We start from the raw sequence: 24990 nt of genomic DNA, 5'->3' as shown, positions 1-24990 counted from the left end.
TGCCACGCGGAGGAACCACGAACCCACGGGACACGCGGCCCGGCGCGGCGGTTGAGGGATCCGGCGGGCGCGGGGCGGCAGGATGGCGGCGTGGACAACCCAGCCGGCCCCGACGCCCGCCAGCCCGACCCCGCCACACCCTCCGGCGCCGCCGGACCCGCGCACGGCGCGGGATCGCCCGCCGCCCCCGGCCCCCCGGGACCCTCCGGCGCCGGGGGAACCGCCGCCCCGCCGCCCGCCGCGTCCCCCGCGGAGCGGGTCGCCGTCGCCGCGGCCGGCCGGGCGCTGCCGACCTGGCTGGCCGGCACGCTGGTGTTCCTCGCCAGCGGCGCCGTCCTCGTGCTGGAGGTCGTCGCGCTGCGCCTGATCGGCCCGTACGTCGGCGTCACCCTCCAGACCAGCAGCGCCGTCATCGGCCTGGCCCTGGCCGCCATCGCCTACGGCGCGTGGACCGGCGGCTGGTTCGCCGACCGCCGGGACCCGCGCCGCCTGCTCGCCCCCACCCTCGTGCTGGCCGGCGTCGCCACCGGCCTCACCCTGCCGATCGTCCGGTACGCCGGGGAGGCGCTGCGCGGCAGCAGCGCCCCGGGCGTCCTGGCCCTCACCGCCGCCGCCGTGTTCGCCCCGGCGGCCCTGCTCTCCGCCGTCACCCCGCTGGTCGTCAAGCTGCAACTGGCCGACCTGCGCCGGACCGGGCACGTCGTCGGGCGGCTGTCCAGCGTCGGCACGCTCGGCGCCGTGACCGCGACCCTCGGTACCGGGTTCGTGTTAGTCGCCGCGCTGCCCAGCAGCGTGATCATGCTGGTCCTGGCCGCCGCGCTCGGCCTGGCGGGCGTCGGGCTGGGGCTGTACCTGCACCGGGCGGACCGCGGCGCGAGCGACCCGGCCGTGACCGCGCGCGGCGTGACCAGCCTGGGGCTGGCCGTGGCCGCCGTCGGCGGCGCGGCGCTGACCGCGGTCGCGCCCAACCCGTGTACCCGGGAGACGGCGTACCACTGCGCCGAGGTGGTCGTCGACCCGCAGCGCGCGCAGGGCCGGACGCTGGTCCTGAACTCGGCCGCCCACTCGTACGTCGACCTCGCCGACCCGACCTACCTGCGGTACGGGTACGTGCAGTGGATCGCGGCGCTGACCGAGGCCGCCGCGCCGCCCGGTACCCCGGTGCAGGCCCTGCACCTGGGCGGCGGCGGGTTCACCCTGCCCCGGTTCCTGGAGGCCAACCGGCCGGGCAGCGACAGCCTGGTCCTCGAACTCGACGACCGGCTCGTCGCCCTGGACCGCGAGCGGCTGGGCCTGCGCACCGGGCCGCGGCTGCGGGTGCGCACGGGCGACGCGCGGGTGCACCTGGCCGCTGAGCCCGACGCCAGCCGCGACCTGCTGATCGGCGACGCGTTCGGGCACCTGGTGGTGCCGTGGCACCTGGCGACCCGCGAGCTGGTCGCCGACGTGCGCCGGGTGCTGCGGCCCGGCGGCCGGTACGCGCAGAACGTCATCGACCACCCGCCGTACCGCTTCGTCCGGGCCGAGGTCGCCACCGTCGCGGCGGTCTTCCCGTACGTCGCGCTGGCCTCCACGCCGGCGGCGGCGGCCGGCCGGGCCGGCGCGAACTTCGTCATCGTCGCGTCGACGGCGCCCCTGCCGATGGCCGACTGGACGCGCCGCCTGGCCGGCCTGGCGCCGGGCTCGGTGCGGGTGCTGGACGGCGCGCAGGCGCGGGCCTTCGCCGGCGGCGCGCGCGTGCTGACCGACGACTACGCGCCGGTGGACCAGCTCCTCCTGGCGGGCGGCTAGGTGGCCGCGTCCGCGGCGGCCGGCCGGTCCGGCCGGTCCGGGTGGCCGGCGGCCCGCCGGTCGTGGCGGCGGGCCGCGCGGGCGATGTTGCGGGCCATCCCCCCGAACACCACGGCGTGGAACGGCGACACCGCGTACCAGTAGAGGTGCCCGGCCAGGCCGCGCGGCCGGAACACGGCCCGCTGGGCGTAGCGGGTGCGGCCGCCGTCGGTGCGGACCCGCAGCTCCAGCCACGCCCGGCCGGGCAGCCGCATCTCCGCGCGCAGCCGCAGCAGCCGTCCGCGCTCGATCTCCTCGACGCGCCAGAAGTCCAGCGCCTCGCCCAGGTGCAGCCGGTCGGGGTCGCGCCGGCCGCGGCGCAGCCCGACGCCCCCGGCGAGCGTGTCCAGCCAGCCGCGCACGGCCCAGGCCAGCGGGAACGAGTACCACCCGCGCTCGCCGCCGACGGCCTCGATGACCCGCCACAGCCCGCCGGCCGACGCGTCGACCTCGGCGACCCGCACGTCGGTGTACAGCGAGCCGCCGGCCCAGTCCGGGTCGGTGGGCAGCGGGTCCGACGGCGCGGCCGCGCTGGACCAGCGGGTCTCCACCGCGCCGGCCCGGATCCGGGACAGCGCCAGGCCGATCGCGGCGTCCACGCCGGTGCGCCCGCCGGGCGGGGGCGGGACGAGGTCGGAGATCCGGTCGTCCCGGCACACCGCCTCGTGGACGAGGCTGGCCACCAGCGGCCGGGCCAGCGCGCCGGGCACGGGCGTGACCAGGCCGACCCAGTACGCGGACAGCCGGGGGGTCAGGACGCGGACCGGGACGATCACCCGCGGCGGCAGGCCCGCCACCCGCGCGTACCGCTGCATCATCTCGGCGAACGTCAGGACGTCGGGTCCGCCGATGTCGAAGTCCCCGTGCGTGCCGGCGGGCAGCCGCGCCGCGGCGAGCAGGTAGTGCAGGACGTCGCGGACCGCGATCGGCTGGATCCGGTTCTCCACCCAGCGCGGCGTGACCATCGCCGGCAGCCGCTCGGTGAGGTAGCGCAGCATCTCGAACGACGCGGACCCGGAGCCCAGGATCACGGCGGCCCGCAGGACGACCGTGGGCACGCCGCTGTCCAGCAGGATCCGGGCGACCTCGTCGCGCGAGCGCAGGTGCGCGGAGCTGCGCCCGCCCTCGGGCGCCGGCCCGCCGAGGTAGATGATCCGGCGTACCCCGGCGGCCCGCGCGGCGGCGGCGAACGCGGCCGCCCCGGCGCGGTCGGCGGCCTCGAAGTCGGCGCTGCCCAGGGCGTGGACGAGGTAGTACGCGACGTCGACGCCGGCCAGCGCCGGGCCGAGCGTGTCGGGGCGGGTCACGTCCCCCTCGGCGACCTCCATCCCGGCCGCCCAGGGCACGTCGGCGAGCCGCCGCGGCGACCGGGACAGGCAGCGCACCGCGTACCCGGCCTGGGCCAGGCGCGGCGCGAGCCGCCCCCCGATGTAGCCGGTCGCGCCGGTCACCAGGACGCGCATCAGCGGTTCAGCCACCAGATCGCGAGGTTGAGCGCACCGGCGAAGGTCACCCACGCCCAGTAGGGCAGGAGCAGCAGCGCCGCGCCCCGGTCGTGCCGCCGGAAGGCGTGCACGTTGGCGCCGATGGCCAGCCACAGCGCGGCGATGACCGCGACCGCGGCGCCGTAGGCGTCGGCGGCGAAGAAGACGGGCGTCCACGCGGCGTTGAGCGCCAGTTGGACGCCGTAGGGCCAGAAGGCGTTGCCGAAGCCGATCCGCCGCCAGACCAGCCAGCCGGAGACGGCGATCGAGGCGTACAGGACGGTCCAGACCGGGCCGAACAGCCACGAGGGCGGGGCCCACGAGGGGCGCTGGAGGGCGGCGTAGGTGGCGCCGGAGTCGGCGGCCGCCAGGGCGCCGCCGGCCGCGACGGCGGCGCAGACGGCGACGAAGGCGGCGAGTGCGACGATCCCGGTGCCGCGGGGCGCGCGGCGGGCGAGTGCGGTCATGGGGTCCCGGGTACCCCGCGCGCGCGACATCACACCCGATCCAGCCATCGCTGTCGATATCCGCCGCTGGGGTCGTAGCGCTCGGCCTGCCGGTGCGGGTTGAACTTGCGGTACGGCCGGGTGTCGTTGCCGGTGCCGGCCACCCACTGCCAGTTGCCGTAGTTGTTGGCGACGTCCCCGTCGACCAGCGCCGCCATGAAGTGGGCGGCGCCGCGGCGCCAGTCGACGCCGAGGTCCTTGGTCAGGTACGAGGCGGTGACCAGGCGCGCCCGGTTGTGCATCCAGCCCTGCGCGGCGAGCTGGCGCATCCCGGCGTCCACCAGCGGCACGCCGGTCTCGCCGGCCGCCCACCGGTCGAAGTCGGCGTCGGAGCCGCGCCACTCGTCGTGCGCGCCCGGGCGGTACGGGGTGTCGACGATCTGCGGGAAGGCGGCGCACACCTGGGCGTAGAAGTCCCGCCAGCAGACCTGCCGGACGAACTCCTCGGGCACGCCGGCCTTGCCGATCAGCTCGACCGGCGACAGGCAGCCGAAGTGCAGGTACGGCGACAGCCGCGACGTCCGGTCCCCGGCCAGGTCGTCGTGGCCCTCGACGTAGTCGCTGCCGTCCCAGCGGCGCATCCGCTCGCGGGCGGCCCGCTCCCCGCCGGGGACCGGGGCGCGGTCGGCGCCGCCGGGCAGCCGGCCGACCGCCACGCCCGCGGGCAGCTCCACCTTCGACGGCGCCGGCAGGACGGCGCGGTGCGGCAGCTCCCGCCAGCGGCGCCAGTACGGGCTGAACACCTTGTAGTGGTCGCCGCCGGCCGGCCTGAGCGCGAACGGCGCGACGACGGTCACCGAGTCGAACCCCTTGAGGGCGATCCGGTGCGCTCCGCACGCCTCGGCCAGCCGGTCGTACCGCCGCTGCGCGAACCGGGACACGTCGCGCGCCACCGCCACCCCTTCGGCGCCGACCTCGCGGGCCAGCCGGAGGGTCTCGGCCACCGGGTCGCCCTCCCGGACCACCAGGTCGCCACCGCGCTCCCGCAGCGACCCGCGCAGGTCGGCCAGCGCCCCGGCCAGAAACGCCTGCCGCGGGTCCCCGGCCCGGACCGCCCGGTCGCGGACGAACAGCGGGACGACGCGCCGCGCGAGCTGGCAGGCCGCCGCCAGGGCGGGGTTGTCGTGCACGCGGAGATCGCGGGTGAAGAGCACGATCGCGGTGTCCATGCCGGAGCCCTTTCCGTAATCGGCGGGTACGTCCGCCATCCTCCCGCGCCGCGCGGCCGCCGCCCGGTCGCCGCGCCGAGAGATCGTTATCCATGTCACTCGCCGGTTTCGCGGCGGAAACGCTCGGGAAGGGAGTGCAGGCACGGGACGACGCCCGTCATTCTCGCCCGCAGAGGTTGCTCGGGGCGGGATATCTGCTGGGAAAGTCGTCCAATTCGGTCGGTACCGCTTGTGGACTATGGCAAAGGCCGTGAAAACTAGTAGCCCACCGGCCTCTTGTGTCATATCGACGACATTCGTAATGTCGGCGATCGCAACCGCAACCTCAGAGGGGACCACACTTCATGAAGCTCCTGACCTGGCAGCGCGCGGCGCTCGTCGTCGCCGTTCCGGCCATCGGCCTCGGTCTCGCCACCCCGGCGCTCGCGGTCACCCCCGCGGCCCCGGTCGCGGTGACCGACCCGGCGGGCGACGTCTACAACGACGACGACGAGCTCGTCGACGCGCCGTACGCCGACATCACCAACGGGGACGTGAAGAAGTCCGGTGCCAACCTGGTGCTGACCTACAAGACCGCCAAGCAGCTCAGCCCGGCCGAGGACCCGAACTGGGAGAGCGAGTCCTCGCTCACCGACTTCCTGATCGACACCAACGGTGACAACAAGGAGGACTTCGACGTCGAGTACGGCCTGGACGAGGACGGCGACATCTACGCCGACGTCTACAAGCTCCCGGCCTCCGACACCGACGCCCCGGCCTGCACCGGCAACGGCGACTTCGTCAACGGGGTGCACACCATCACCATCCCGCTGAGCTGCATCGGTAACCCGGCCAAGGCCGGCTACCGCGTCGAGACCATGTACGACCTCGACGTCAACAACACCGAGTCGCTCGCCGGGTACGACAGCGTTCCCGACGAGGGCTTCGCCCAGGTCGGCTGACCCGCCGCACCGCCGCACACGAGAAGGCCCGCCCTACCCCCTCGGTAGGACGGGCCTTCTCTCGTCGGTGGGAACCGGCCCTCCCGTGGGCCGGGGACCGCGCCTCAGGAGCGGGCGGCCACCTTGGCGCCGGAGAGCTTCCACATCACGCCGGCGATCATGTTCGTCGCCAGGCCCAGGGCGTCGGGGCTCAGGCTGGTCTGGGTGTCACACGCCTTGTGGTAGCACGGGTCCAGGTTGCTGAGGCTGTCCTCGGAGATGACGCCGCTGGCGGCGATGCCGGCGCGGGTGAACGCCGCGTGGTCGGAGCGGCCGTTGATGTCCAGCGGGACGGTGGGGACGTTGCGCGCGTCGTACCACGCCTTGATCTCGGCGGCCAGGGCCTTGTCGCCGTCGCTGTAGACGCCCCACTTCTTGACCTTCTTGGTCGCCACCATGTCGAAGTTCAGGTACGACTTGATCTTCGACTTCTCGGCGGCGGGCAGGGCGCGCACGTACGCCGACGAACCGATCAGGCCGATCTCCTCGGCGCCCCACCACGCGAAGCGCAGGTGCCGGGTGGGCTTCAGGTTGGCCTTCGCGACCTGGAGGGCGACCTCCAGGATGGCGGAGGTGCCGGAGCCGTTGTCGTTGAGGCCGGGGCCCGCGGTGACGCTGTCGATGTGCGCGCCGACCATCAGGATGTTGTTCTCGTCGCCGCCCGTCCAGTCGGCGATGAGGTTCCAGCCCTGCGCGCCCGCGTGGTTGAACGGCACGACCTGGGTCTTGAAGCCGACCGCGTCGAGCTTGGCCTTGACCGCCTCGACGGACGCCTTGTGCCCCGGGCGGCCGTGGGCGCGGGTGCCGCCGTTGGCGTCGGCGATCTTCTGGAGGTCCCCGATGTGCACGAGCGGGGCGCTGGTCGGGATGGTCGGCGGGTCGGCGGCGACCAGCCGGACGGGTGTGGTGTCCGCCTGCGCCATGGTGGCGGTGAGGACGGCCGTCGCGCTGAGCGCGGCGACCAGGCCGGCGACGACGAGCGGGCGGTGGCGCATGGGCACTCCCAGGGTGTCGGAGCGGGATGGGTCGGGGTGTCGGGGCCGCCGACGACATGACTATGAGTGCCGTCGATGCGACTGTCCTCGACAGTAGGTCCCATGCGGGGGCGTGTATAGATGGAAATCCATAAATGGCGTACCGTGCTCGCGGCTTATAGTCCGCTTGGTCCGGGTTGTCGGCCCCGCCCGGCGGCCGCTCCGCGTGTCGTCGGCCGCCCGCCGGTACCGGCCGCGGGCGGCGCCGGGGACGACTCCGCCGCGGTGCCGGCGGGAGCCGGCGGGGTGCGTCGATCCGATCCGTTGTGGACCGCGGCACCGCGGTGATTGCGCCGTGGAAAGTCGGCGCGCGGTGGCGTCGCGCCCCCCCCCGGTACACCCGTCGGCCCGGGCAACCGGCCATGCGGCCCGGGCCACATGGCCGGTTGCCCCCGCGGGGTATGTGTCGACAGTGGTACCTGCCCAGGTGGGGGTGCGTCTAACCGGTGACTCGACGGGTGCGCGCGAGGCCCGCGGGTAATAGCATCGCTACGATCCGTGCGTGAACGTCGAGCCCAGAGTTCTCGGCGCCAGCGCGCTGTCGCTCGCGCTGACCCCGCTGTCCCGCGCGCGGACGGACGCGCTGCTGCACGGGATGTTGAGCCGGGTGGGCGACGTGCGGCTCAGTCGGGACTGCCTGCGTTCGCTGCTGGACGCGGTGGTGGCCAGTATCAGCTCGCGATTGGATCTTCGGATGACGCTGCGGCGGATCACCGAAGCGGCCTGCGACCTGGTGGACGCCCGGTACGGGGCGTTCGCCGTCCTCGGGGCGCCCGGCCAGCCGGTCCACCTCGTCACGTACGCCACCGACGGGTCCGCCCACCCGGGCTTCGACAGCCCCCCGGCGGCGGGCGGCCCCGCCGCCGGGGGGATCCTGCCGGTCCTGGGCGTGCCGGTCTGGGTGGGCGGCGCCCTCTACGGCAACCTCTACCTGGGCGAGAAGCGCGGCGGCGCGGGCTTCACCGACGACGACGAGGAGGTACTGGTCGCGCTCGCCGCCGCGGCCGGAGTCGCCATCGAGAACGCCCGCCTGTACGCCGCGGCCAGCCGCCGGGAGCGGTGGCTGGCGGCCACCGCCGAGATCACCTCGCTGCTGCTGGGCACGGTCCGCCGGACCGACGCGCTGACGCTCGTGGCGCGGCGCGCCCGGGAGGTGGCCGAGGCCGAGTGGGCGATCGTGCTGCTCTACGACGAGGACGGCGGCCAGTTCACCGTCGAGGTGGCCGACCACCCCGGGGGCGTGGTCGCCGGACTGACCGGCGCCGTGCTGCCCGCCGCGGGCACCGCCGTCGCCGACGTGGTGATCAGCCGTCGCCAGGTCGTCGTCGAGGACCTGGGTCGGGCGGCGCCGTGGCCGGTCCCCGTGGGCTCCTGCCCGGCGGTGGTGTCGCCGCTGGCGGCCGGCGACACGCTGCACGGCGTGCTGGTGGTCGCCCGGGCGGCGGACGCCGCCGCCCAGCCGCCGGAGGACCTGCCCCTGCTGGCCAGCTTCGCGGCGCAGGCGGCGCTCGCGATGGAGCGGGTCCGGGCGCAGGAGGAGCGGGAGCTGCTCGCCGTCCTGGAGGACCGCGGACGGATCGCCCGCGACCTGCACGACGTGGTGATCCAGCGGCTGTTCGCCACCGGCCTGCAGTTGCAGAGCGCGGGCCTGCTGGCCGCCCGGACCGTGCGCCAGCGCATCGACGCCGCGGTGGACGACCTGGATGCCACCATCCGCGACATCCGGCGGACGATCTTCGAGCTGCGCCGGCCGCCGTGCGGCGCGCTGCGCGGCGAGCTGTACGAGATCATCCGCGCGGCCGCCGCGAGCCTGGGGTTCGCCCCGCGGATCGAGATCCGCGGGCCGGTCGACAGCGCGGTCCCCGACGCCGTCCGGGCGGACCTGCTCGCGGTGCTCCAGGAGGCCCTGTCGAACGTGACCCGGCACGCCGGCTGCGGCGCCGTCGAGGTGGTCGTCGAGGTCGCGGACCGGGTCAGCCTGACCGTCACCGACGACGGCGTGGGCATCGACCCGGCGGACGCCCGCAGCGGCCTGGTGAACCTGGCCGAGCGCGCCGACCGGCACGGCGGCGGGTTCGTCGTCGCCCGGACGCGGCCCCGCGGCACCCGGCTGTACTGGTGGACCCCGCTGCACGCCTGCGTCGCCGCCGCCGCGGCGCGGTGACGGGCGGGGCCGGGGCGGGACCTCCGGCACTGGCGCCGTCCGGCGCATCCGGCAGGGTGGGGCCGGGTCGGCCCGGTCCGCAGTGGACGTCGACCGGACGGCCGCCCCGACGCCGGCCGGGCGGCCCGCGCGCGGGGCCGGACGTGCCGGGGTCGTGGGCCTTCAGGGCACCGTCCCGCGCGGCCGCCACGGGTGAATTCGCTTCCCCCGTCCGGGGTCGTCGCCTCCCTCGTCCGTGCGGTTCCCGTAACCGATGGGCCAGAGGGCGTCTGACCAGGCCAGGAGGTGTCGATATGGCCCGTTCGGTGACTGTTTGTACGACGTTCGGGCGCACGGTTCGGTAACGAAGCGGCGACCCTGATTGACCTAGCTCCGAAGTTGCTTTGTGTCGCCGATCCGTGCCACTTCCGTCCTCCTCGCGTTAGTCCACCGCATGGACAATTCGGGCATTTGCCGATATCGGTCAATGGGTGCCCTTGCTTGTCTCCAATCTGGACTCCTTCTGGAAGGGCTGCGGCCATGAAGTGCACACCACCCTCGCTGTCCCGGGTCGCCGTGGTCGGCCAGGGCTACGTCGGCCTCCCGGCCGCCCGGGCCGCCGTCGAGGCCGGGCACACCGTCGTCGGGTACGACATCGACGTCGCGAAGATCGAGGCGCTGCGCTCCGGCGTCTCGCCGATCGACGACCTCACCGACGGGGACGTCAGCGGCCTGCTCGGCACGGGCCGGTACCTGCCCACGCGCGACGCCCGCGACCTGGCCGGCTTCGACGTCGCGCTGGTGACGGTGCCGACGCCGCTGCGCGAGGACCGCCCCGACCTGACCGCGGTCCTGGCCGCCGCGGGGGACCTCGCCGCGCACCTGCGCCCCGGCTGCCTCGTGGTCCTGGAGTCGACCGTCGCCCCGGGCACCACCGACGGCGAGTTCCGCGAGGCCCTGGAGCGCAACGCGGCCGGCATCACCGTGGAGGACGGCGACCTGCTCGTCGGGTTCTCGCCGGAGCGGATCGACCCGGGCAACGCCACCTGGCACTTCGGCAACACCCCGAAGCTGGTCTCCGGCGTGAACTCGGCCAGCCGCCGGGCCACCGAGAGCTTCTACTCGGGCATCTGCGACACCGTCGTCGCCTGCCCCAGCGCCGCCACCGCGGAGATGGCCAAGCTGCTGGAGAACACCTACCGGCACGTCAACATCGCCCTGGTCAACGAGCTGAGCCGGCACGCGCACGCGCTGCACGTCTCCATCTGGGACGTGCTGGACGCCGCCGCCAGCAAGCCGTACGGCTACCAGCGGTTCAACCCCGGCCCGGGGGTCGGCGGCCACTGCCTGCCCGTCGACCCGGCGTACCTGTCGGACCGGATCGAGCGCACGCTCGGCCGCCGGTTCGACTTCGTGGACCTTGCCATGCGGGTCAACGCCGACCAGCCGCGGTACGTCTACCAGCGCATCGTCGAGCAGCTCAACGACGGGCGGATGGCCGTCAACGGGGCGCACGTGCTGGTGCTGGGCCTGGCGTACAAGCCGAACAGCGGCGACACCCGGGAGACGCCCACCACCGGGCTGATCGAGCAGCTCGTCCGGGGCGGGGCCGCCGTCTCGGTCGCCGACCCGCTGGTGCGGGACCTGCCGGTGCGGCTCGCCCGCGAGTTCCCCGGCGTCAAGCCGGTCGCCCCGGGCGACATCGTCGCCGCCGCCGCCCGCGCCGACCTCTGCGTGCTCGTGACCGACCACGACGCGTTCGACTACCCGGCCATCAGCGCCGCCGCGACGCGGCTGCTCGACACCCGGAACCGCTTCGCCCCAGCCCCGCACGTCTCCACACTGTAAGGGCGCCACCGTGTATCAACGCTCCTCCGACGGGCCGCCCACTCCGGTCGCCCGCGACCCCCACCCCGAATCCCTCCCCTTCGGCGCCCCGCGCGCCCGCGGCGACGGGCGACCGGACCGCACCGGCCCGGTCGCCGTCGCCGCGCTCCTGGCGGTCGGCGGCATCTGCGCGCTGATCGCCTGGCACCTCGGCGTCAAGGTCGCGTACCTGCGCGGCGACCTGTTCGCCGCCGGGTACACGATCGTCGTCACCGGGTACGTGCTCAGCCGCTTCGGGCTGGCGCTGTTCTACCGGCCGCCGCGCAACGTCGGCCTGGAGCCCGCCGTGGCGATCGTGGTGCCCGCGTTCAACGAGGGGGAGGCCGTCGCGCGGACGATCCACTCCTGCCGCCAGCTCGACTACCCCGGCCACAAGCTGGAGCTGGTCGTGGTCAACGACGGCTCGTCCGACGACACGTGGCAGCAGATGAACGCCGCCGCGCAGCTCTACCCCGCCGGGGCGGTCCGCTGCATCGACCTGGGCAGCAACCAGGGCAAGCGGGCCGCCATGGCGGCCGGGATCCGGGCCACCACGGCCGAGATCCTGGTGTTCGTCGACTCCGACTCGATGCCGGAGCCCGACGCGATCCGGCACCTCGTGCAGGGCTTCGACGACCGCCGGGTCGGGGCGATCTCCGGCCTGACCTTCGTCCGCAACGCGTTCGCCAACACCCTGACCCGGATGCAGGCCACCCGGTACTACATCTCGTTCCAGCTCCTCAAGAGCGCCGAGTCGGTGCTCGGGGCGGTCACCTGCTGCTCGGGCTGCTTCGCCGCGTACCGCCGCGAGGCCGTCCTGCCGCTGCTGGAGGAGTGGGAGCACCAGCGGTTCCTGGGCGTGGAGTGCACGTACGGGGACGACCGGGCGCTGACCAACCGGATCCTCAAGGCCGGCTGGACCGCCAAGTACGACTCGCGCGCCAAGGCCCACACCGACGCGCCCGAGGAGTACGGCAAGTTCTTCCGCCAGCAGCTTCGCTGGAAGAAGTCCTGGTCGCGGGAGGGTCCGCTGCTGCTGGGGCACATCTGGCGGTCGCGCACCCGGGCGCTGCCGGCGGTCGCCGTGCAGACGCTGGCCGGGCTGCTCAGCCCGCTGGTGCTGCTGTACAGCCTCATCCAGCCGCTCACGCACGGGCGTTTTCCGGTCGTGTACTTCGTCGGGTTGTACCTCATTTCGGGGGCTTACTCGTTGTTGTACCGGGCGCTGCGCAACGACGGGCTGTGGCCGTACGCGTTTCTCGGCGCGTTCTTCTACATCGCCTTCTCGCCGCAGCTTCTCTGGGCACTCCTACGCATCCGCGACGGCAAGTGGGGCACCCGCGACGCCGTACCGACCTCCGTGCCGTCCCCGCGGCCGGCCAGCACCCACCGGGCGGTGAGCCATGTCTGAGCGCAACAACAACGTCGTCGGCGGCCTGTTCCGCGTGCTGACCGCGGGGCTGGCCGTGGTCACCCTCGCCGTGGCCGTGGACGCCTGGGTGAAGCTGAGCAAGCCGTTCGACCCGCCGCAGTTGGCGGCGCTGTCGGCCGCGCCGGCGGCCCCGGCGCGCGCGGTGCCGATCGTCCCGGACACCGTGACCGTCCTGACGTACCACAGCATCACCGACAAGCCGCGGGAGTCCAGCGCGATCAGCCGGGACACCTTCGCGGCGCACCTGGCCGCGCTGGCCGGCGCGGGGTACCGCAGCGTCCGGCTCGCCGACGTCCGGGCCATGCTGGACGGCGGCCAGGTCGACCTGCCGCCGCGGGCGGTCCTGATCACCTTCGACGGAGGCTCGATCACCGACTGGACGACCGCCGACCCGATGCTGGCCCGGCACGGCTTCACGGCCGCGGCGTTCCTCACCACCGGGCGCCTGGTCAGCGCCGGCACCCCGTCGAAGTACCTGTCCCACCGCCAGCTCGGCGACCTGCGCGACACGGGCCGCTGGGAGTTCGGCGCGCGCACCCACGCGCTGGACACGATGGTCCCGGTACCGGGCAACCTGCGCCCGGGGCTGTCGCACCTGAAGCTGCGCGACGGCCGGGTCGAGTCGCTGGACGAGTGGAAGGACCGCGTCCGCGCGGACCTCGCCGCGAGCCAGGGGTACTTCAGGAAGCGCCTGGGCGGGCCGGCGGCGGCCTTCGCCTACCCGTTCGGCGACGCCGGCCAGGACGACGAGCAGCCGGAGCTGCGCAAGGCGCTGCCCGAGCTGCTGGCCGAGGCCGGGTACGGCCTGGCGTTCCTCGGCGAGGGAGTGCCCACCGGCCACATCGACGCGGTCCGCGCGCGGTCGCCGCGCTGGCACCTGCCGCGGATCGGCGTGCGCACGACGCTCGGCGCCGGCCGCCTCATGGAGCTGATCTACGGCGCCCAGCCGGTCACCCCGCCCGCGGACCTGGCCGACCTGGACCTCCAGCCGGACCCGACGAACCCGGTGCGCTGCCGCCGCTCGCCGCAGCTCATCGTCCTGGACGCGCGCCGCTCCGGCCTCTGCGAGGACCCGGACGTCAACACCACCCGCTGGCTGGACTACACCGTCTCCGCCGACGTCTCCGGCACCAACCCGCGGTGCACCGCGGTGATCGGCGTCCGGACCGGCACCGGCACCGGCCACTACGGCCGCGTGGAGGTCGCCCTCGGCAACGCGCGGGTCGCCATCCGGCAGCAGATCCTCAACGGCCCGCGGCGGACCCTGGCCGAGCGCGCGGTGCCGGCCGGCATCCGGCGGACCGTGCAGGTGCGGGTGCAGGGGCGCCGCGCCTGGGTCCAGGTGGCCGGGGGCGCGCCGCTGACCGCGGCCGTCGACCACCGCCTCGCCGCGGGCGGGGTCGCCTTCGGCGCCGAGACCACCGGCGGCTGTGTGCTTTCGCTCAACCGGGCCCGCATGACGGGGGTGACCACCGGCTGACCGGGAGGAGCAAGTGAGAGAGCCGGCCGGACACCTCCGGCCCCGAGTGATGGCAGGGACATTGATGCGAAAATTCCCCCGACTGCGAAAGGCCGTCTGGCCGGTCTCCATCGCGGTCGCCGCGAGCGTGGCGCTCATCGCGAGCGCCAGCTCGTACGCCCAGGAGGAGACGATGCCCACCGTGGTGTCGCTGACCTTCGACGACGGTGTGAAGAACCACCTCACCGAGGCGGCGCCGCTGCTGAACGCGCGCGGCATGAAGGGCACCTTCTACGTCAACTCCGGGCGGGTCGGCGCGGCCGGCTTCCTCTCCCAGGACGACCTGGAGGCCCTGGTCGCGCAGGGCCACGAGATCGGCGGCCACACCACCGACCACGTGGACCTCCCGACGCTGGTGACCGACGACCAGAAGCGCGAGATCTGCGACGACCGGGTCAACCTGATCCAGCGCGGTTTCCAGGTCAAGAGCCTGGCGTACCCGTACGGCGACGCCGACGGCACCACCCAGGCGGTCGCGGCCAAGTGCGGCTACAACAGCGCCCGCACCGTCGGCGGGATCGTGTCGCCGAACACGTGCGCGACGTGCCCGAAGTCGGAGAAGATGCCGGCGCAGAACGCGTTCATGACGCGCGCCAGCGACTCGATCAAGGACACCACGACGCTGGCCGAACTCAAGTCCTACGTCACCAACGCGGAGCAGGACGGGGGCGGCTGGGTCCAGCTCGTCCTGCACCACGTCTGCGCGAACGTGTGCGGCGGCACGTACACCATCAGCCCGACCCTGTTCGGCCAGTTCCTGGACTGGCTGAACGCGCGCAAGGGCTCCGGCACCGTCGTGCGCACCGTCGACGAGGTCGTCGGCGGCAACGCCCAGCCCGGGGTCAACGGGCCCAAGCTGCCGACGCAGCCCGGCAACCTGGTCGTCAACCCGAGCCTGGAGGCCGTCGGCGCGGTCAGCACCCCGAGCTGCTTCCAGAAGGGCGGCTTCGGCACCAACTCGGTCGTCTGGTCCCGGGTCACCGGCGGCCACACCGGCTCGTACGCCCAGCAGGTCCAGGTCACCAGCTACACCTCCGGCGACCGCAAGCTGATCACGCACCAGGCCGAGGCCGCGTGCGCCCCGGAGGTCACCCCCGGCAGGACCTACCGGGCGCAGGTCTGGCACAAGGGCTCCTGGGGTCCGACCACCAGCGTGCGGATGGTCCTCTACTACAAGGACGCCGAGGGCGCGTGGAAGTACTGGCGCACCGGGCCGGTGCGGGCCGACGGCCAGACCTGGTCGATGGCCGAGCTGGTCTCGCCCGCGGTCCCGGCGGGCGCCACGGCGCTCAGCTTCGGCCTCGCGCTGACCGGCCTGGGCACCGTGATCACGGACGACTACCACCTCGCCGAGGTCGGTGGCGCCGCGTGAGTCGTCGGGTCCGCCGCCAGAACGACACCCGCCCGGCCCGCCGGTCGGTCGTGCGCTCCGTCGCCGAGCTGGGGGTGACCGCCGCGGCGCTCGCGGTGGCCGCGGTCCTGCTGGTCCGCCCGGCCACCACGGTCGACGCGGCACCGGCGGCCTCGCCGGCCACCACCCCGCGGCTGGACCCGCCCGCGTCGGCCCTGGCCAACCCGTGCACCCGCGGGCAGGTGGCGCTGACGTTCGACGACGGCCCGGGTCCGTACACCGGCCCGGTCCTGGCGGTGCTGCGGGCGTACCAGGCGCAGGCGACCTTCTTCGTCCTCGGCGAGAAGGCGCGGGCCGACGCGACCACGGTGCGGGCGATGGTCGCCGACGGGCACACCGTCGGTAACCACAGCTGGGACCACCCGCACCTCGCGGACCTCGACGCCGCGGTCGTCCGGGACCAGCTCGTCCGCACCCAGGAGGCCATCACCGCCGCCGGGGCCCCCGCCCCGGTGCTGGTCCGGCCGCCGTTCGGCAGCGGCGGGCGCACCGTCGACACCGTCGCCAACGAGCTGGGGCTGCGGCCGTCCTCGTGGACGTTCGACAGCGAGGACTGGCGCGGCCGCCGGCCGGCCGACCTGGCCAACGCGGTGGTGCAGAACGCCCAGCCGGGCATGTCGGTCCTGCTGCACGACGGTACGGCCGACGCGCAGAACACCGTCGAGGCGCTGCCGGCGATCATCGAGGGGCTGCGTTCGCGCGGCTACTGCACCGCGGCGCTGCGCTAGCCGGGAGCACGACGAAGGAGGGGGTGGGCCGCGGCCCACCCCCTCCTTCGTCGCGTGCGGGCTCACTCGCCCGGTTCGGACTCCCAGGGGTCGACCTCGAAGTCGGCGAACGCGAACTCGGTGTTGTCGCCGCGGATGCCGACCTGGCCCGGCGACGTGATCGGCTCGCAGCCCACCCCGTCGTCGACCGCCCGCAGGACGAGCTTGTCCAGCCGGTACACGCCGATGGTGACGGAGCCGGAGGAGTTGTTGCGGATGGTGACGGTGAACCGCTTCCACTCGTCCTCGTAGATCGGGAAGCCGTCGATCTCGTCGCTCAGCTCGTAGTACCGGCCGCCGTTGATCCGGCCGCCGGGACACTTCTTCTTGATCACCATGCGGCCGTCGCGCCGGGCGAGGCTGGCGTAGTAGGTGTGCGTCTCGCTCTGGTGGCGCAGCCACAGGTGCACGCCGTCCCAGTCCGAGCGGGGCGTGGACCGGGTGCTGCGCTGGTCCGTGACCCGGATCTTGAGCCGGACGGTGTTGTTGCGGAAGTCGTCGCGCCGGCTGACCATGCGGAAGATGGCGGAGTTGGTGCTCCGGGCCGACAGCGCGTCGGGCTCCCGGTCGTCCACGTGGCCGCTGTAGTAGGCGGGGCCGTACGGCGAGTGGACGGCAAAGAGCGATCCGCTGCTCATCACCCAGTCCGGGGAGTACCGGGAGATCGAGAGCAGCGGGTTGTACGTGGCGAATTCGTTGGTTACCAGACCTTCGTCGATCGACGGGGTGGACCTCCACAGCGGCAGATTGATGAGGGCCGCCGAGGCGGGCGTCGGAGCCGGTACGGAAAGCGTGCCGACCAGCAGCGCCGCGGTCGCCAGCGCTGTGCGCGGGAAGTGCGGAAGGGACATCTACGCCTCTGGTTGATGCGGGGTTCCCGTGACAAACGGGATAAACATGACAGAACTCCCATTGTACCTCATAAGACCTTTTAAAAGCCTTATCTCTCATTTAGCGTTCGCTACCCGGCGTGCACCCGAGCTGCACTCCTTCCCCACTCGTCCGGTCCTGCGGCACCGCCGATGGGTCTGTTGACGCCGACGACCGCCACCGTTCGGCGCACGACCATGGGAGTCCCGCAGGATGCAGCACCGGATCAAGACCCTCGCCGTCACCGCCGCCCTCGCCTTCGGTGCAGCAGTCATGCCGACCCCGGCCGCCGCGGCCGTCACGACGCTCTACGCGCCGACGCCGGCTGCGGACACGCGCCTCGTCACCAACGAGTACGCGTACTGGAACCAGGGTGCGCGCGACGCGGTGCAGTCCCCCGACTGGCAGATGGACAGCGGCTCGCTGTTCACCCGCCCCACGGCGGAGGGCCCGGCCTACTGGAGCGGTCCGGTCAACGACCGGGTCCCCGACGGCGACTCCAACCCCGGCACCAACTCGGCGATCTTCCGCCTCACCACCAAGCGCGCCGACTTCGGCGACGTCCAGGTGCGGATGAAGCTCCTGATCAACAGCCAGACCGCCACCCGCAGCACCCCCGTCGTGGACTGGGACGGCCTGCACATCTTCCTGCGCTACCAGCACGAGGCGTCGCTGTACTACGTCTCGGTCGCCCGCCGCGACGGCGCGATCGTCGCCAAGAAGAAGTGCCCCGGCGGCCCCTCCAACGGCGGCACCTACTACACCCTCGGCACCGGCGCGGTGAAGTACAAGCCCACCCCGGGCCAGTGGAAGTGGTACTCCGCCAACGTCCAGAACAACAAGGACGGCTCGGTCACGATCGGGGTCAACCGCGCCGACGTGCCGGTCTTCTCGATCACCGACAAGGGCACCGGCTGCGCGCCGATCACCAAGCCCGGCCGGGTGGGCCTGCGCGGCGACAACACGGACTTCAACTTCTCGAACTACAAGGTCAGCACGCTGTCCTGACCCGCACCCCCGACGGCCGGTGGCCGGGACGCCTGACGCGTCCCGGCCACCGCCCGTTGGGCGCACAACTGGGTGGCCAGCACGGCGGCCTGGGTGCGGCGCTCCAGGCCCAGCTTGGCCAGCACACTGGACACGTAGTTCTTCACCGTCTTCTCGGCCAGGAACATCTCCGCCGCGATCTCGCGGTTGGTCATGCCCTGCGCCACGTACTCCAGGATCCGGCGCTCCTGCACGGTCAGCGAGGCCAGCTCGTCGGGCTCGGCCGCCGCGCCGCGCCGGATCCGCTCCATCACCCGCGCCGTGACCAGCGGGTCGAGCAGGGACTGGCCGGCGGCCACCCGCCGCACCGCGTCGAGCAGGTCGGTGCCCCGGACCTGCTTGAGCACGTACCCCGCCGCCCCGGCCATGATCGCGGCGAACAGCGCCTCGTCGTCCTCGTACGAGGTGAGGATCAGCGCCCGGATCGTGGGGTCGACCGCGCGGACCTCCCGGCAGGTGTCGATCCCGCTGCCGTCGGGCAGGCGCGCGTCGAGGATCGCCACGTCGGGCCGGAGGGCGGGGATGCGCCGGACGGCCTCCTGCGCGGACCCGGATTCGCCGACGACCTCGATTCCGCAGTCGGCTGCCAGCAGGTCGGTGATGCCCCGGCGGACCACCTCGTGGTCGTCGAGCAGGAAAACCCGAATCATAAGGACCTTTTTACTCTAAATCGGTCAGTCCGGGCAGGGGCGAAAGTCCCCCGTCCTTCCGCCGCGACCTCACGCTCCCTTAAGGTGCGCGCTCCTCCGGGACGAGCGCGAGGGCCTGGCCGGGGCAGAGCGCGACCGCCTCCGCCGCGGCCGCCTGCGCCGCCGCCGGCACCGTGTCGACCCGCAGGACGACCGTCCCGTCGGCGTCGTCCTGGTCGAACATCGCGGCGTCGGTCAGCACGCACTGGCCCGCGCCGACGCAGCGGGTCACGTCGGCGACGAGTCGCATGGCCACCCCGCCCGCGCTCACCACGTGACCGGCACCTCGTGCAGGCCGTAGACGAACGCGTCGTCCTTGAACGGCAGCTCCGCCATCGGCACCGCCAGCCGCAGCCCGGGGAACCGGCGGAACAGCGTGTCGAAGACGACCTGCAGCTCCAGCCGGGCCAGGTTCTGGCCGAGGCACTGGTGGATCCCGTACCCGAAGGCGACGTGGTGCCGGGCGCCGCGGTCGATGTCGAACTCGTGCGGCTCGGCGAACACCTCCGGGTCGCGGTTGGCGGCGTTGCCCAGCGCGAGCACGCCCTCGCCGGCCCGGATGAGCACCCCGCCGACCTCGACGTCGGCGACCGCGACCCGCGAGGTGGCGAGGTCGGCGATGGTGCAGTACCGCAGCAGCTCCTCCACCGCGGGCAGCGTCCGCTCCGGGTCGCGGCGCAGCCGGTCGAGCTGCCCGGGGTTCTCCAGCAGCAGGACCGTGCCGAGGGAGATCATGTTGGCGGTGGTCTCGTGCCCGGCCACCAGCAGCAGGAACGCGAGGCTGACCAGCCCCGCGTGGTCCACCTCGCCGGTCTCCCGCTGCCGCAGGATCTGGCGGCCGAGCAGGTCGTCGCCCGGCGCCGCCTCCTTCGCGGTGACCAGCGTGCCGAGGAAGTCGTTCAGCTCGCCGAACGCCTGCATCCGCTCCTCGTGCGGGGTGGCGCGGGCGATCATCAGGCTGGTCCGGCTCTGGAAGAAGTCGTGGTCGGCGTACGAGACCCCGAGCAGCTCGCAGATGACCAGCGACGGGACCGGCAGCGACACGTGCCGGACCAGGTCCGCCGGCCGCGGGGCGGCCAGCAGGTCGTCGAGGCAGCCGTCCACGATCTGCTGGATCCGCGGGCGCATGGCCTGCATCCGCTTGACGGTGAACTCGCCGACGACCGCGCGGCGGGCCGGGCCGTGCTCCGGCGGGTCCATGTTGATCAGTGAGGGCGCGGCGTCGGTGCTCACCCGCTCGCCCTTGACCAGGCGCGGGAAGAGCGGGTTGGTCCGGTCGGAGCTGAACCGGGAGTCGGTCAGCACCGACCGCACGTCCTCGTGCCGGCTCACCGCCCACGCCCAGTCGCCGTTGGGCAGCGGCACCCGGGCGACCGGCTCCGTCGCGCGCAGCCGGTCGTACTCGGCGGGCGGGGCGAACGGACAGGTGCGCGGCAGCGGAAAAACGGGTGTCGACTGTGTGGTCACATCGGTCACGGGGTCCCCCATCCTCACCCCGCGCCCAGGGCACGCGGGCCTGCCATCCACTCGCCGACCGCCACGCTACCCACGCGTAGGTCGGCCGTCCATGCCTGCCGCGCCGCCGACTTCCCGGCCCCGGTCGCCGACCCCGCGGCCGGCGGCCCGGAACGGATGTCCGGGAGTATCAGAATTGTCTGTCCGATGTAGACGATGATCCCATTCTTCGCCAGTTGTTTTTGTGTACCGGCGGCGCCGGAAGATCGGATGCCCTGTCCAGTTCCGGCCTGTCATATTGCGGCCATCGAGCCGCCGCCCGCCGACTCGACACCACAGTGCATCCTGTACCCGGTGCGGCCCGCGTGACTGCCGATCTGCGACAACCACACATGGGGGATCTCGGATGTTCACGGACAGGATGCATAACTGCGCACAGAACAGCACCCGCAGCGGCGACACCGGGTGGGATTAGTGATCGGCCACCGGAGATCCGCGCGAAAGTGGACGTAGGTGCGATGGAGATCGAGCCGCGGGAGACGATGCGGGCGCTGCCCGGATTCCTCCAGACTTCGCTCACCCTGCTCACCGGAAAACCACTGAGCGGCCAGCGGCCGCCGCGCTGGTCGCCCACCTACCACCTGGTCGCCGCTGTCACGGCGATGCTCGTGGGGACCGGCGGCGCCGCGGCCGCCTGGACGGCGGGCGCGTGGTGGCTGCTGGCGGTACCGCCGGGCTGGTGCGTCACCCTGCACGGGATGCGCAACCTGCGCATGATGGTGTTCCACCAGTGCTCGCACCGCAACATGTACCGGCACCGGCGCACCGACACCGCCATCGGGCGGGCCGTCGCGGCCCTCCTGGTGATCCAGAACTTCCAGCGGTACGGCCGCGAGCACGTCGCCGACCACCACGCGGTGCACCACATGACGCTGCGCGACCCGACGGTGCAGGCGTTCCTTATCGGACTCGGCCTGCGGGCGGGGATGACCCGCGCGCAGATGTGGCGCCGGGTCCTGGGGCGCATCGTGTCGCCGGTCTTCCACGCCCGCTTCGCCGTGTCGCGCGCCCGGTCGTTCTGGAGCCGGGCCGCGCCCGGCGAGCGCGCCACCGCGGTGGCCCTCTACGGCGGCGCGCTGGCGGCCACCGGCGCGACCGGGACCTGGGCGGCGTTCCTCGTCGCCTGGTGCGTGCCGCTGGTCCCGCTGTTCCAGGTCAGCAACACGCTGCGGCTGTGCGTCAAGCACACCTTCCCGCCGGCCGGGCTGGAGCCGCGGCGCGGCCGGGACTACTTCGCCGGCCTCACCAACGCGATCTTCATCGGGGAGGCGGCACCGGTCGGCGGCCGGCCGCGCGACTGGTGCCGGTGGGCCGCGCGGATGCTGTGCGTGCACGTGCCGAGCCGGTACCTGGTGCTCACCGGCGACACCGTGGTGCACGACTACCACCACCGGTACCCGACGGCGCGCGACTGGTACGACTACCTGTTCGCGCGGCAGCGCGACCTCGACGCGGGGCACCGGGGCTGGCCGCCGTACCGGCACGTCTGGGGCCTCGTCCCGGCCATCGACCTCGTCTTCGACTCCCTGCGCGCCGCGGACCCCGACGAGTACCACGTCGGCCGGATCGCCGCGGTCAGCAGCCGGGAGATCTTCGCCGCGTTCGACGACTGACGCGGACCAGCTACCCGGACCGCGGACCCGGACCCGGACCGCGGACCAGCTACCAGGACGGAGAGAGCTGTGCAGCAGCACGACGCAGCACCGCGGGTCGTCATCCTCGGGGTGACCGCCAGCGACGCCCACGCGGTGGCCAACCACCTCATCGCCCACGCCCTGCGCGGCCACGGCTTCACCGTGGTCAACCTCGGCACCTGTACCCCGGTCAGCGAGTTCGCCGCCGCCTGCGCCGCGCACCCGGCGGCCGAAGCCGTGATCATCGGCAGCGTCAACGGGCACGCCCTGGAGGACCTGCGCGACCTGCGCGACGCGAAGGCCACCGGCGCGATCGGCTGCCCCGTGATCCTCGGCGGCAACCTGTCGGTGGGCAGCACCAAGGACGAGGGCGTCCACAGCCGGCTGTACGACCTGGGGGTGGACCGGATCCTGGAGGACCCGGCCGAGCTGCCCGGCCTGCTGGACGAGTGGCGGGCCCGCCGGTCGGCCGTCTGGTCGCGCGCCGCCTCATGACCACCGAGCCCGCGCCGCCGCCGCTGGCCGAGTCCGTCGACTACATCCGGTCGCTGGGCAAGGAGTCGGCGGCGGACGTCCTGCGGCGGGCCGCGGCCACCGGCCGGGTGGCGGTCCAGCCGCGGTGCGGCGTCGGCGGGCACGACGCGATGCGCGCGCTGCTGGGGACGCTGGCCGACCAGGCCCGCCCGGACCTGCTCACGATCACCATCGACTCGCACACCCGGCTGGGGCACTTCGCCCAGGCCCGCCGGCTGGCCCACCTCAGCCCCCGCGAGCTGAACGGCTACCCGCTGGTGGCGCACGGCTGGCGCCGGGGCCGGGAGCTGAACGAACTGGTCGGCGTCCCGGTCCAGATCCGGCACGGCTCGCCGGACGCGCGGCTCATGTTCGAGGTGGCCGTGGCCTCGGGCATCACCTCGTTCGAGGGCGGGGGGATCTCCTACAACCTGCCGTACTCCAAGGACGTGCCGCTGGCGGACTCCCTGGCCGCGTGGGCCGAGGTGGACCGGCGGTGCGGCGAGCTGGCCGCGCTGGGGGTGACCGTCGACCGCGAGCTGTTCGGCACGCTGACCGCGGTCCTGGTGCCGCCGTCGGTGAGCCTGGCCGTCAGCGTCCTGGAGGGGGTCCTCGCCGCGCGGGCGGGCGTGCGCTGCCTGTCCGTGGCGTACCCGCAGGGCGGGCACCTGGCGCAGGACGTCGCCGCCCTGCGGGCCGTGCCGGTGCTGGCCCGGCGGTACCTGCCGGCGGGTGTCGAGGTGCACCCGGTGCTGCACGAGTTCATGGGGGTGTTTCCGCGCGAGCGCGGCAACGCCGAGGACCTGATCCTGTACGGCGCGCTGGTGGCCCGGCTCGGCGGCGCGTCCAAGCTGCTCACCAAGACCTACCAGGAGGCGTTCGGCATCCCGGACGCCGCCGCCAACGCCGAGGGGCTGCGGCTGGCGCAGCGGGCCAACTCGCCGCTGCTGGGGTTCCTCGCGGTGGACGAGGGAGCCGCCGCCGAGGAGCTGGCCTGGGTCCTGGCCGAGGTCGCCGAGCTGGTGGAGCCGGTCCTGGCCGAACGGGACACCGCGGGGGCGGTCGTGCGGGCATTCGCCGCGGGCCGGCTCGACATCCCGTTCAGCGCAAGCCGGCACGCCCGGTCGGAGGTCATCCCGCGCCGGGACCCGACCGGGGCGATCCGCATCCTCGCGCCGGGGCGGCTGCCGCTGTCGCCGGAGACGGTCCGCCGCCACCGCGCGCAGCTCCGCCTGGGCGACGGCCCGCCGGACCTCACCGCCCTGCACCTGGAGCTGACGGCGGACATCAACTACTTCCCGCTGCTGTTCGGCGAGCACCGGCCGGCACCGGCGCCGCGGGCCGCCGCGCCCGAGGCCGGCGTGCGCGCCTCGGCCTGAGCCGCGCGGCTCAGGCGGCCGCGCCCGCCCGCGCCGCCCCGGCGTGCTCCCGCCCGAGCTGCTGCCGGACCGGGGCGCGCGGTGCGTCCTCGCGGGGCAGCAGGCCCCGCTCCGCGGCCCGGACCCCGGCCTGGAACCGGCTCGTGGCGCCCAGCTCCTCCATGATCCCGGCCATGTACCGCCGGCAGGTCCGGGTCGCCATGCCCAGCCGCCGCGCGATGACGTCGTCCTTGAGCCCGGTGGCCATCAGCCGCAGGATCGAGTGCCGGATCTCCACCGAGGTGGTGCTGTACTCGGTGTCCTCCGGGTCGTACCGCTGGGCCGCCGACCACACCCGGTCGTGCAGGTGGCAGAGGAAGCCGACGACCGTCGGGTCGGTCACGACCGCCGCGCCGGGGGACCGCCCGGCGACCCGCTGCTGCGGCACGAAGGCCACCGACCCGTCGAAGATGATCAGGCGTTCGTGGATCTCGTCCGTGGTGCGGACCTCGGCGCCGAGCGCGGTCACCCGCCGCGCGTACGTGCGGGTGGTGAGGTTGGCGCGGGCCGTGTGCTGGTACAGGATCCGCATCGTCACCCCCCGCTCCAGCATGGCGACGTCCCGGCCGACCGCCTGGTTGAGCGCCGCCGGGCTGCGCGCGCCGCCGGGCTGGATCGTGAAGACGCTGCGCGCGCAGTGCCGCGCGGCGGCGTTCAGCTCGCGGCGCACCTCGGCCGGGTCGTCGATCAGGCGGACGGCGGCGGCGTCGTGCGCGTGCTGGCGGTGCTCGGCGTAGACGGGGGCGAGCGGGCGCAGGCGCTCGTGGATCTGCGTCAGCCGGTGCCGGCGGGCGGTGATGCCCGCCTCCAGCTCCGCCGACAGCTCGCCCTCGGCGATCTCCGGGTCGGCGGGCAGGTACACCCCGTCGTCCAGGCCGGGGGCCAGCAGCCGCATCCGGAGCAGGACCGCGCGGATCCGCAGCGCCTCGTCCTCGCCGCACGCCAGCTCCGCCGCGACATTCTCGGGGACGAAACCGCCACTGCGGACCGCCACCTGGTAGGCGGCCACGCAGGAGTCGTCCAGGTCGATCGGGTCCGTGGTGTTCAGTGTGGTCATAACCACCGATCCGTCCGTGTCCACTTTGGGCATGTCCATCATAGGACAGCGGATCGCGCACAACGACCGGCTTCTTCGCGCGGCATCATCGACGTGCAGCACACGT

Annotated in this window: 20 protein-coding genes and 1 pseudogene; 12 read left to right on the top strand and 9 right to left on the bottom strand. The window is 73.8% G+C overall.

The features are described 5' to 3' along the window. Positions 1-285 precede the first annotated feature (285 nt). On the top strand, positions 286-1791 hold the full coding sequence (locus IEY75_RS06745) for a fused MFS/spermidine synthase (protein WP_189113411.1): 1506 nt from the start codon (positions 286-288) through the stop codon (positions 1789-1791). Here the strand turns inward: IEY75_RS06745 and IEY75_RS06740 are convergent. Genes IEY75_RS06740 through IEY75_RS06730 form a run of 3 tightly spaced genes read right to left on the bottom strand, consistent with a single transcriptional unit; the run spans position 1788 to position 4989 of the window. Then, positions 1788-3293, bottom strand: coding sequence for an SDR family oxidoreductase (locus tag IEY75_RS06740; protein WP_189113410.1), 1506 nt, complete (start codon positions 3291-3293; stop codon positions 1788-1790). The two genes, IEY75_RS06745 and IEY75_RS06740, sit on opposite strands and share 4 nt — an antisense overlap. Further along, positions 3293-3781 (bottom strand): TspO/MBR family protein, encoded by a 489-nt coding sequence (locus tag IEY75_RS06735; protein WP_189113317.1) that lies wholly within the window; start codon positions 3779-3781, stop codon positions 3293-3295. The genes IEY75_RS06740 and IEY75_RS06735 overlap by 1 nt, the downstream gene beginning before the upstream one ends. A 29-nt stretch (positions 3782-3810) precedes the next feature. Further along, the gene (locus tag IEY75_RS06730; RefSeq protein WP_189113316.1) at positions 3811-4989 is read right to left on the bottom strand and encodes a cryptochrome/photolyase family protein; all 1179 of its coding nucleotides are present in this window, start codon (positions 4987-4989) and stop codon (positions 3811-3813) included. 344 nt (positions 4990-5333) lie between these two features. On the opposite strand from IEY75_RS06730, the gene IEY75_RS06725 reads away from it, so the two are divergent. Then, a complete protein-coding gene (locus tag IEY75_RS06725) occupies positions 5334-5930 on the top strand; it encodes a hypothetical protein (RefSeq protein WP_189113315.1) in 597 nt (198 codons plus the stop codon). 104 nt (positions 5931-6034) lie between these two features. On the opposite strand, the gene IEY75_RS06720 is transcribed toward IEY75_RS06725, so the two are convergent. Further along, the gene (locus tag IEY75_RS06720) at positions 6035-6964 is read right to left on the bottom strand and encodes a M28 family peptidase (protein WP_189113314.1); all 930 of its coding nucleotides are present in this window, start codon (positions 6962-6964) and stop codon (positions 6035-6037) included. 541 nt (positions 6965-7505) lie between these two features. Here IEY75_RS06720 and IEY75_RS06715 point away from each other — a divergent pair. The 6 genes from IEY75_RS06715 (at position 7506) to IEY75_RS06690 (ending at position 16102) form a co-directional block, all read left to right on the top strand. Next, positions 7506-9167 (top strand): sensor histidine kinase, encoded by a 1662-nt coding sequence (locus IEY75_RS06715; protein ID WP_373290220.1) that lies wholly within the window; start codon positions 7506-7508, stop codon positions 9165-9167. Positions 9168-9686: 519 nt separating this feature from the next. Continuing rightward, positions 9687-10994: a nucleotide sugar dehydrogenase gene (locus tag IEY75_RS06710; RefSeq protein WP_189113313.1), complete on the top strand. Its 1308-nt coding sequence runs from the start codon at positions 9687-9689 to the stop codon at positions 10992-10994. A gap of 10 nt (positions 10995-11004) precedes the next feature. After that, complete coding sequence (locus IEY75_RS06705) at positions 11005-12423, top strand: glycosyltransferase family 2 protein (RefSeq protein WP_189113312.1); 1419 nt, start codon at positions 11005-11007, stop codon at positions 12421-12423. Then, positions 12416-13924 (top strand): polysaccharide deacetylase family protein, encoded by a 1509-nt coding sequence (locus IEY75_RS06700; RefSeq protein WP_189113311.1) that lies wholly within the window; start codon positions 12416-12418, stop codon positions 13922-13924. Before IEY75_RS06705 ends, IEY75_RS06700 begins: the two co-directional genes overlap by 8 nt. A gap of 64 nt (positions 13925-13988) precedes the next feature. Next, positions 13989-15335, top strand: a complete 1347-nt coding sequence (locus tag IEY75_RS06695) for a polysaccharide deacetylase family protein (RefSeq protein ID WP_189113310.1) — start codon at positions 13989-13991, stop codon at positions 15333-15335. Further along, on the top strand, positions 15332-16102 hold the full coding sequence (locus tag IEY75_RS06690; protein ID WP_189113309.1) for a polysaccharide deacetylase family protein: 771 nt from the start codon (positions 15332-15334) through the stop codon (positions 16100-16102). The genes IEY75_RS06695 and IEY75_RS06690 overlap by 4 nt, the downstream gene beginning before the upstream one ends. A 62-nt stretch (positions 16103-16164) precedes the next feature. Here IEY75_RS06690 and IEY75_RS06685 read toward each other — a convergent pair whose 3' ends face one another. Continuing rightward, positions 16165-16992 (bottom strand): hypothetical protein, encoded by an 828-nt coding sequence (locus IEY75_RS06685; protein WP_189113308.1) that lies wholly within the window; start codon positions 16990-16992, stop codon positions 16165-16167. A 232-nt stretch (positions 16993-17224) separates the two neighbouring features. On the opposite strand from IEY75_RS06685, the gene IEY75_RS06680 reads away from it, so the two are divergent. Next, positions 17225-18019: a hypothetical protein gene (locus tag IEY75_RS06680; RefSeq protein ID WP_189113307.1), complete on the top strand. Its 795-nt coding sequence runs from the start codon at positions 17225-17227 to the stop codon at positions 18017-18019. Between the two features lie 65 nt (positions 18020-18084). On the opposite strand, the pseudogene IEY75_RS06675 reads toward IEY75_RS06680, so the two are convergent. The 3 genes and pseudogenes from IEY75_RS06675 to IEY75_RS06665 all read right to left on the bottom strand — a co-directional run. After that, a pseudogene (locus IEY75_RS06675) lies at positions 18085-18708 on the bottom strand (response regulator); the annotation flags it as partial. 79 nt (positions 18709-18787) lie between these two features. Continuing rightward, positions 18788-18997, bottom strand: a complete 210-nt coding sequence (locus IEY75_RS06670; RefSeq protein ID WP_189113408.1) for a ferredoxin — start codon at positions 18995-18997, stop codon at positions 18788-18790. Positions 18998-19014: 17 nt separating this feature from the next. Next, the gene (locus IEY75_RS06665) at positions 19015-20223 is read right to left on the bottom strand and encodes a cytochrome P450 (protein ID WP_229789402.1); all 1209 of its coding nucleotides are present in this window, start codon (positions 20221-20223) and stop codon (positions 19015-19017) included. A 497-nt stretch (positions 20224-20720) separates the two neighbouring features. Here IEY75_RS06665 and IEY75_RS06660 point away from each other — a divergent pair, with 497 nt between their 5' ends. The 3 genes from IEY75_RS06660 (at position 20721) to IEY75_RS06650 (ending at position 23788) form a co-directional block, all read left to right on the top strand. Beyond that, positions 20721-21875 (top strand): fatty acid desaturase, encoded by a 1155-nt coding sequence (locus IEY75_RS06660; RefSeq protein WP_229789401.1) that lies wholly within the window; start codon positions 20721-20723, stop codon positions 21873-21875. Positions 21876-21944: 69 nt separating this feature from the next. Continuing rightward, positions 21945-22391 (top strand): cobalamin-dependent protein, encoded by a 447-nt coding sequence (locus IEY75_RS06655; protein ID WP_229789400.1) that lies wholly within the window; start codon positions 21945-21947, stop codon positions 22389-22391. Next, positions 22388-23788: a methylaspartate mutase gene (locus tag IEY75_RS06650; protein ID WP_189113304.1), complete on the top strand. Its 1401-nt coding sequence runs from the start codon at positions 22388-22390 to the stop codon at positions 23786-23788. The genes IEY75_RS06655 and IEY75_RS06650 overlap by 4 nt, the downstream gene beginning before the upstream one ends. A gap of 10 nt (positions 23789-23798) precedes the next feature. On the opposite strand, the gene IEY75_RS06645 is transcribed toward IEY75_RS06650, so the two are convergent. Next, positions 23799-24884 (bottom strand): helix-turn-helix transcriptional regulator, encoded by a 1086-nt coding sequence (locus IEY75_RS06645; protein ID WP_189113303.1) that lies wholly within the window; start codon positions 24882-24884, stop codon positions 23799-23801. Between the last annotated feature and the right edge of the window lie 106 nt (positions 24885-24990).

The sequence above is a fragment of the Pilimelia terevasa genome (genome assembly GCF_014647915.1).
Lineage (GTDB): Bacteria > Actinomycetota > Actinomycetes > Mycobacteriales > Micromonosporaceae > Pilimelia > Pilimelia terevasa.
The sequence above is the reverse complement of the archived record's forward strand: the minus strand, read 5'-3'. Positions and strand labels throughout refer to the sequence as shown.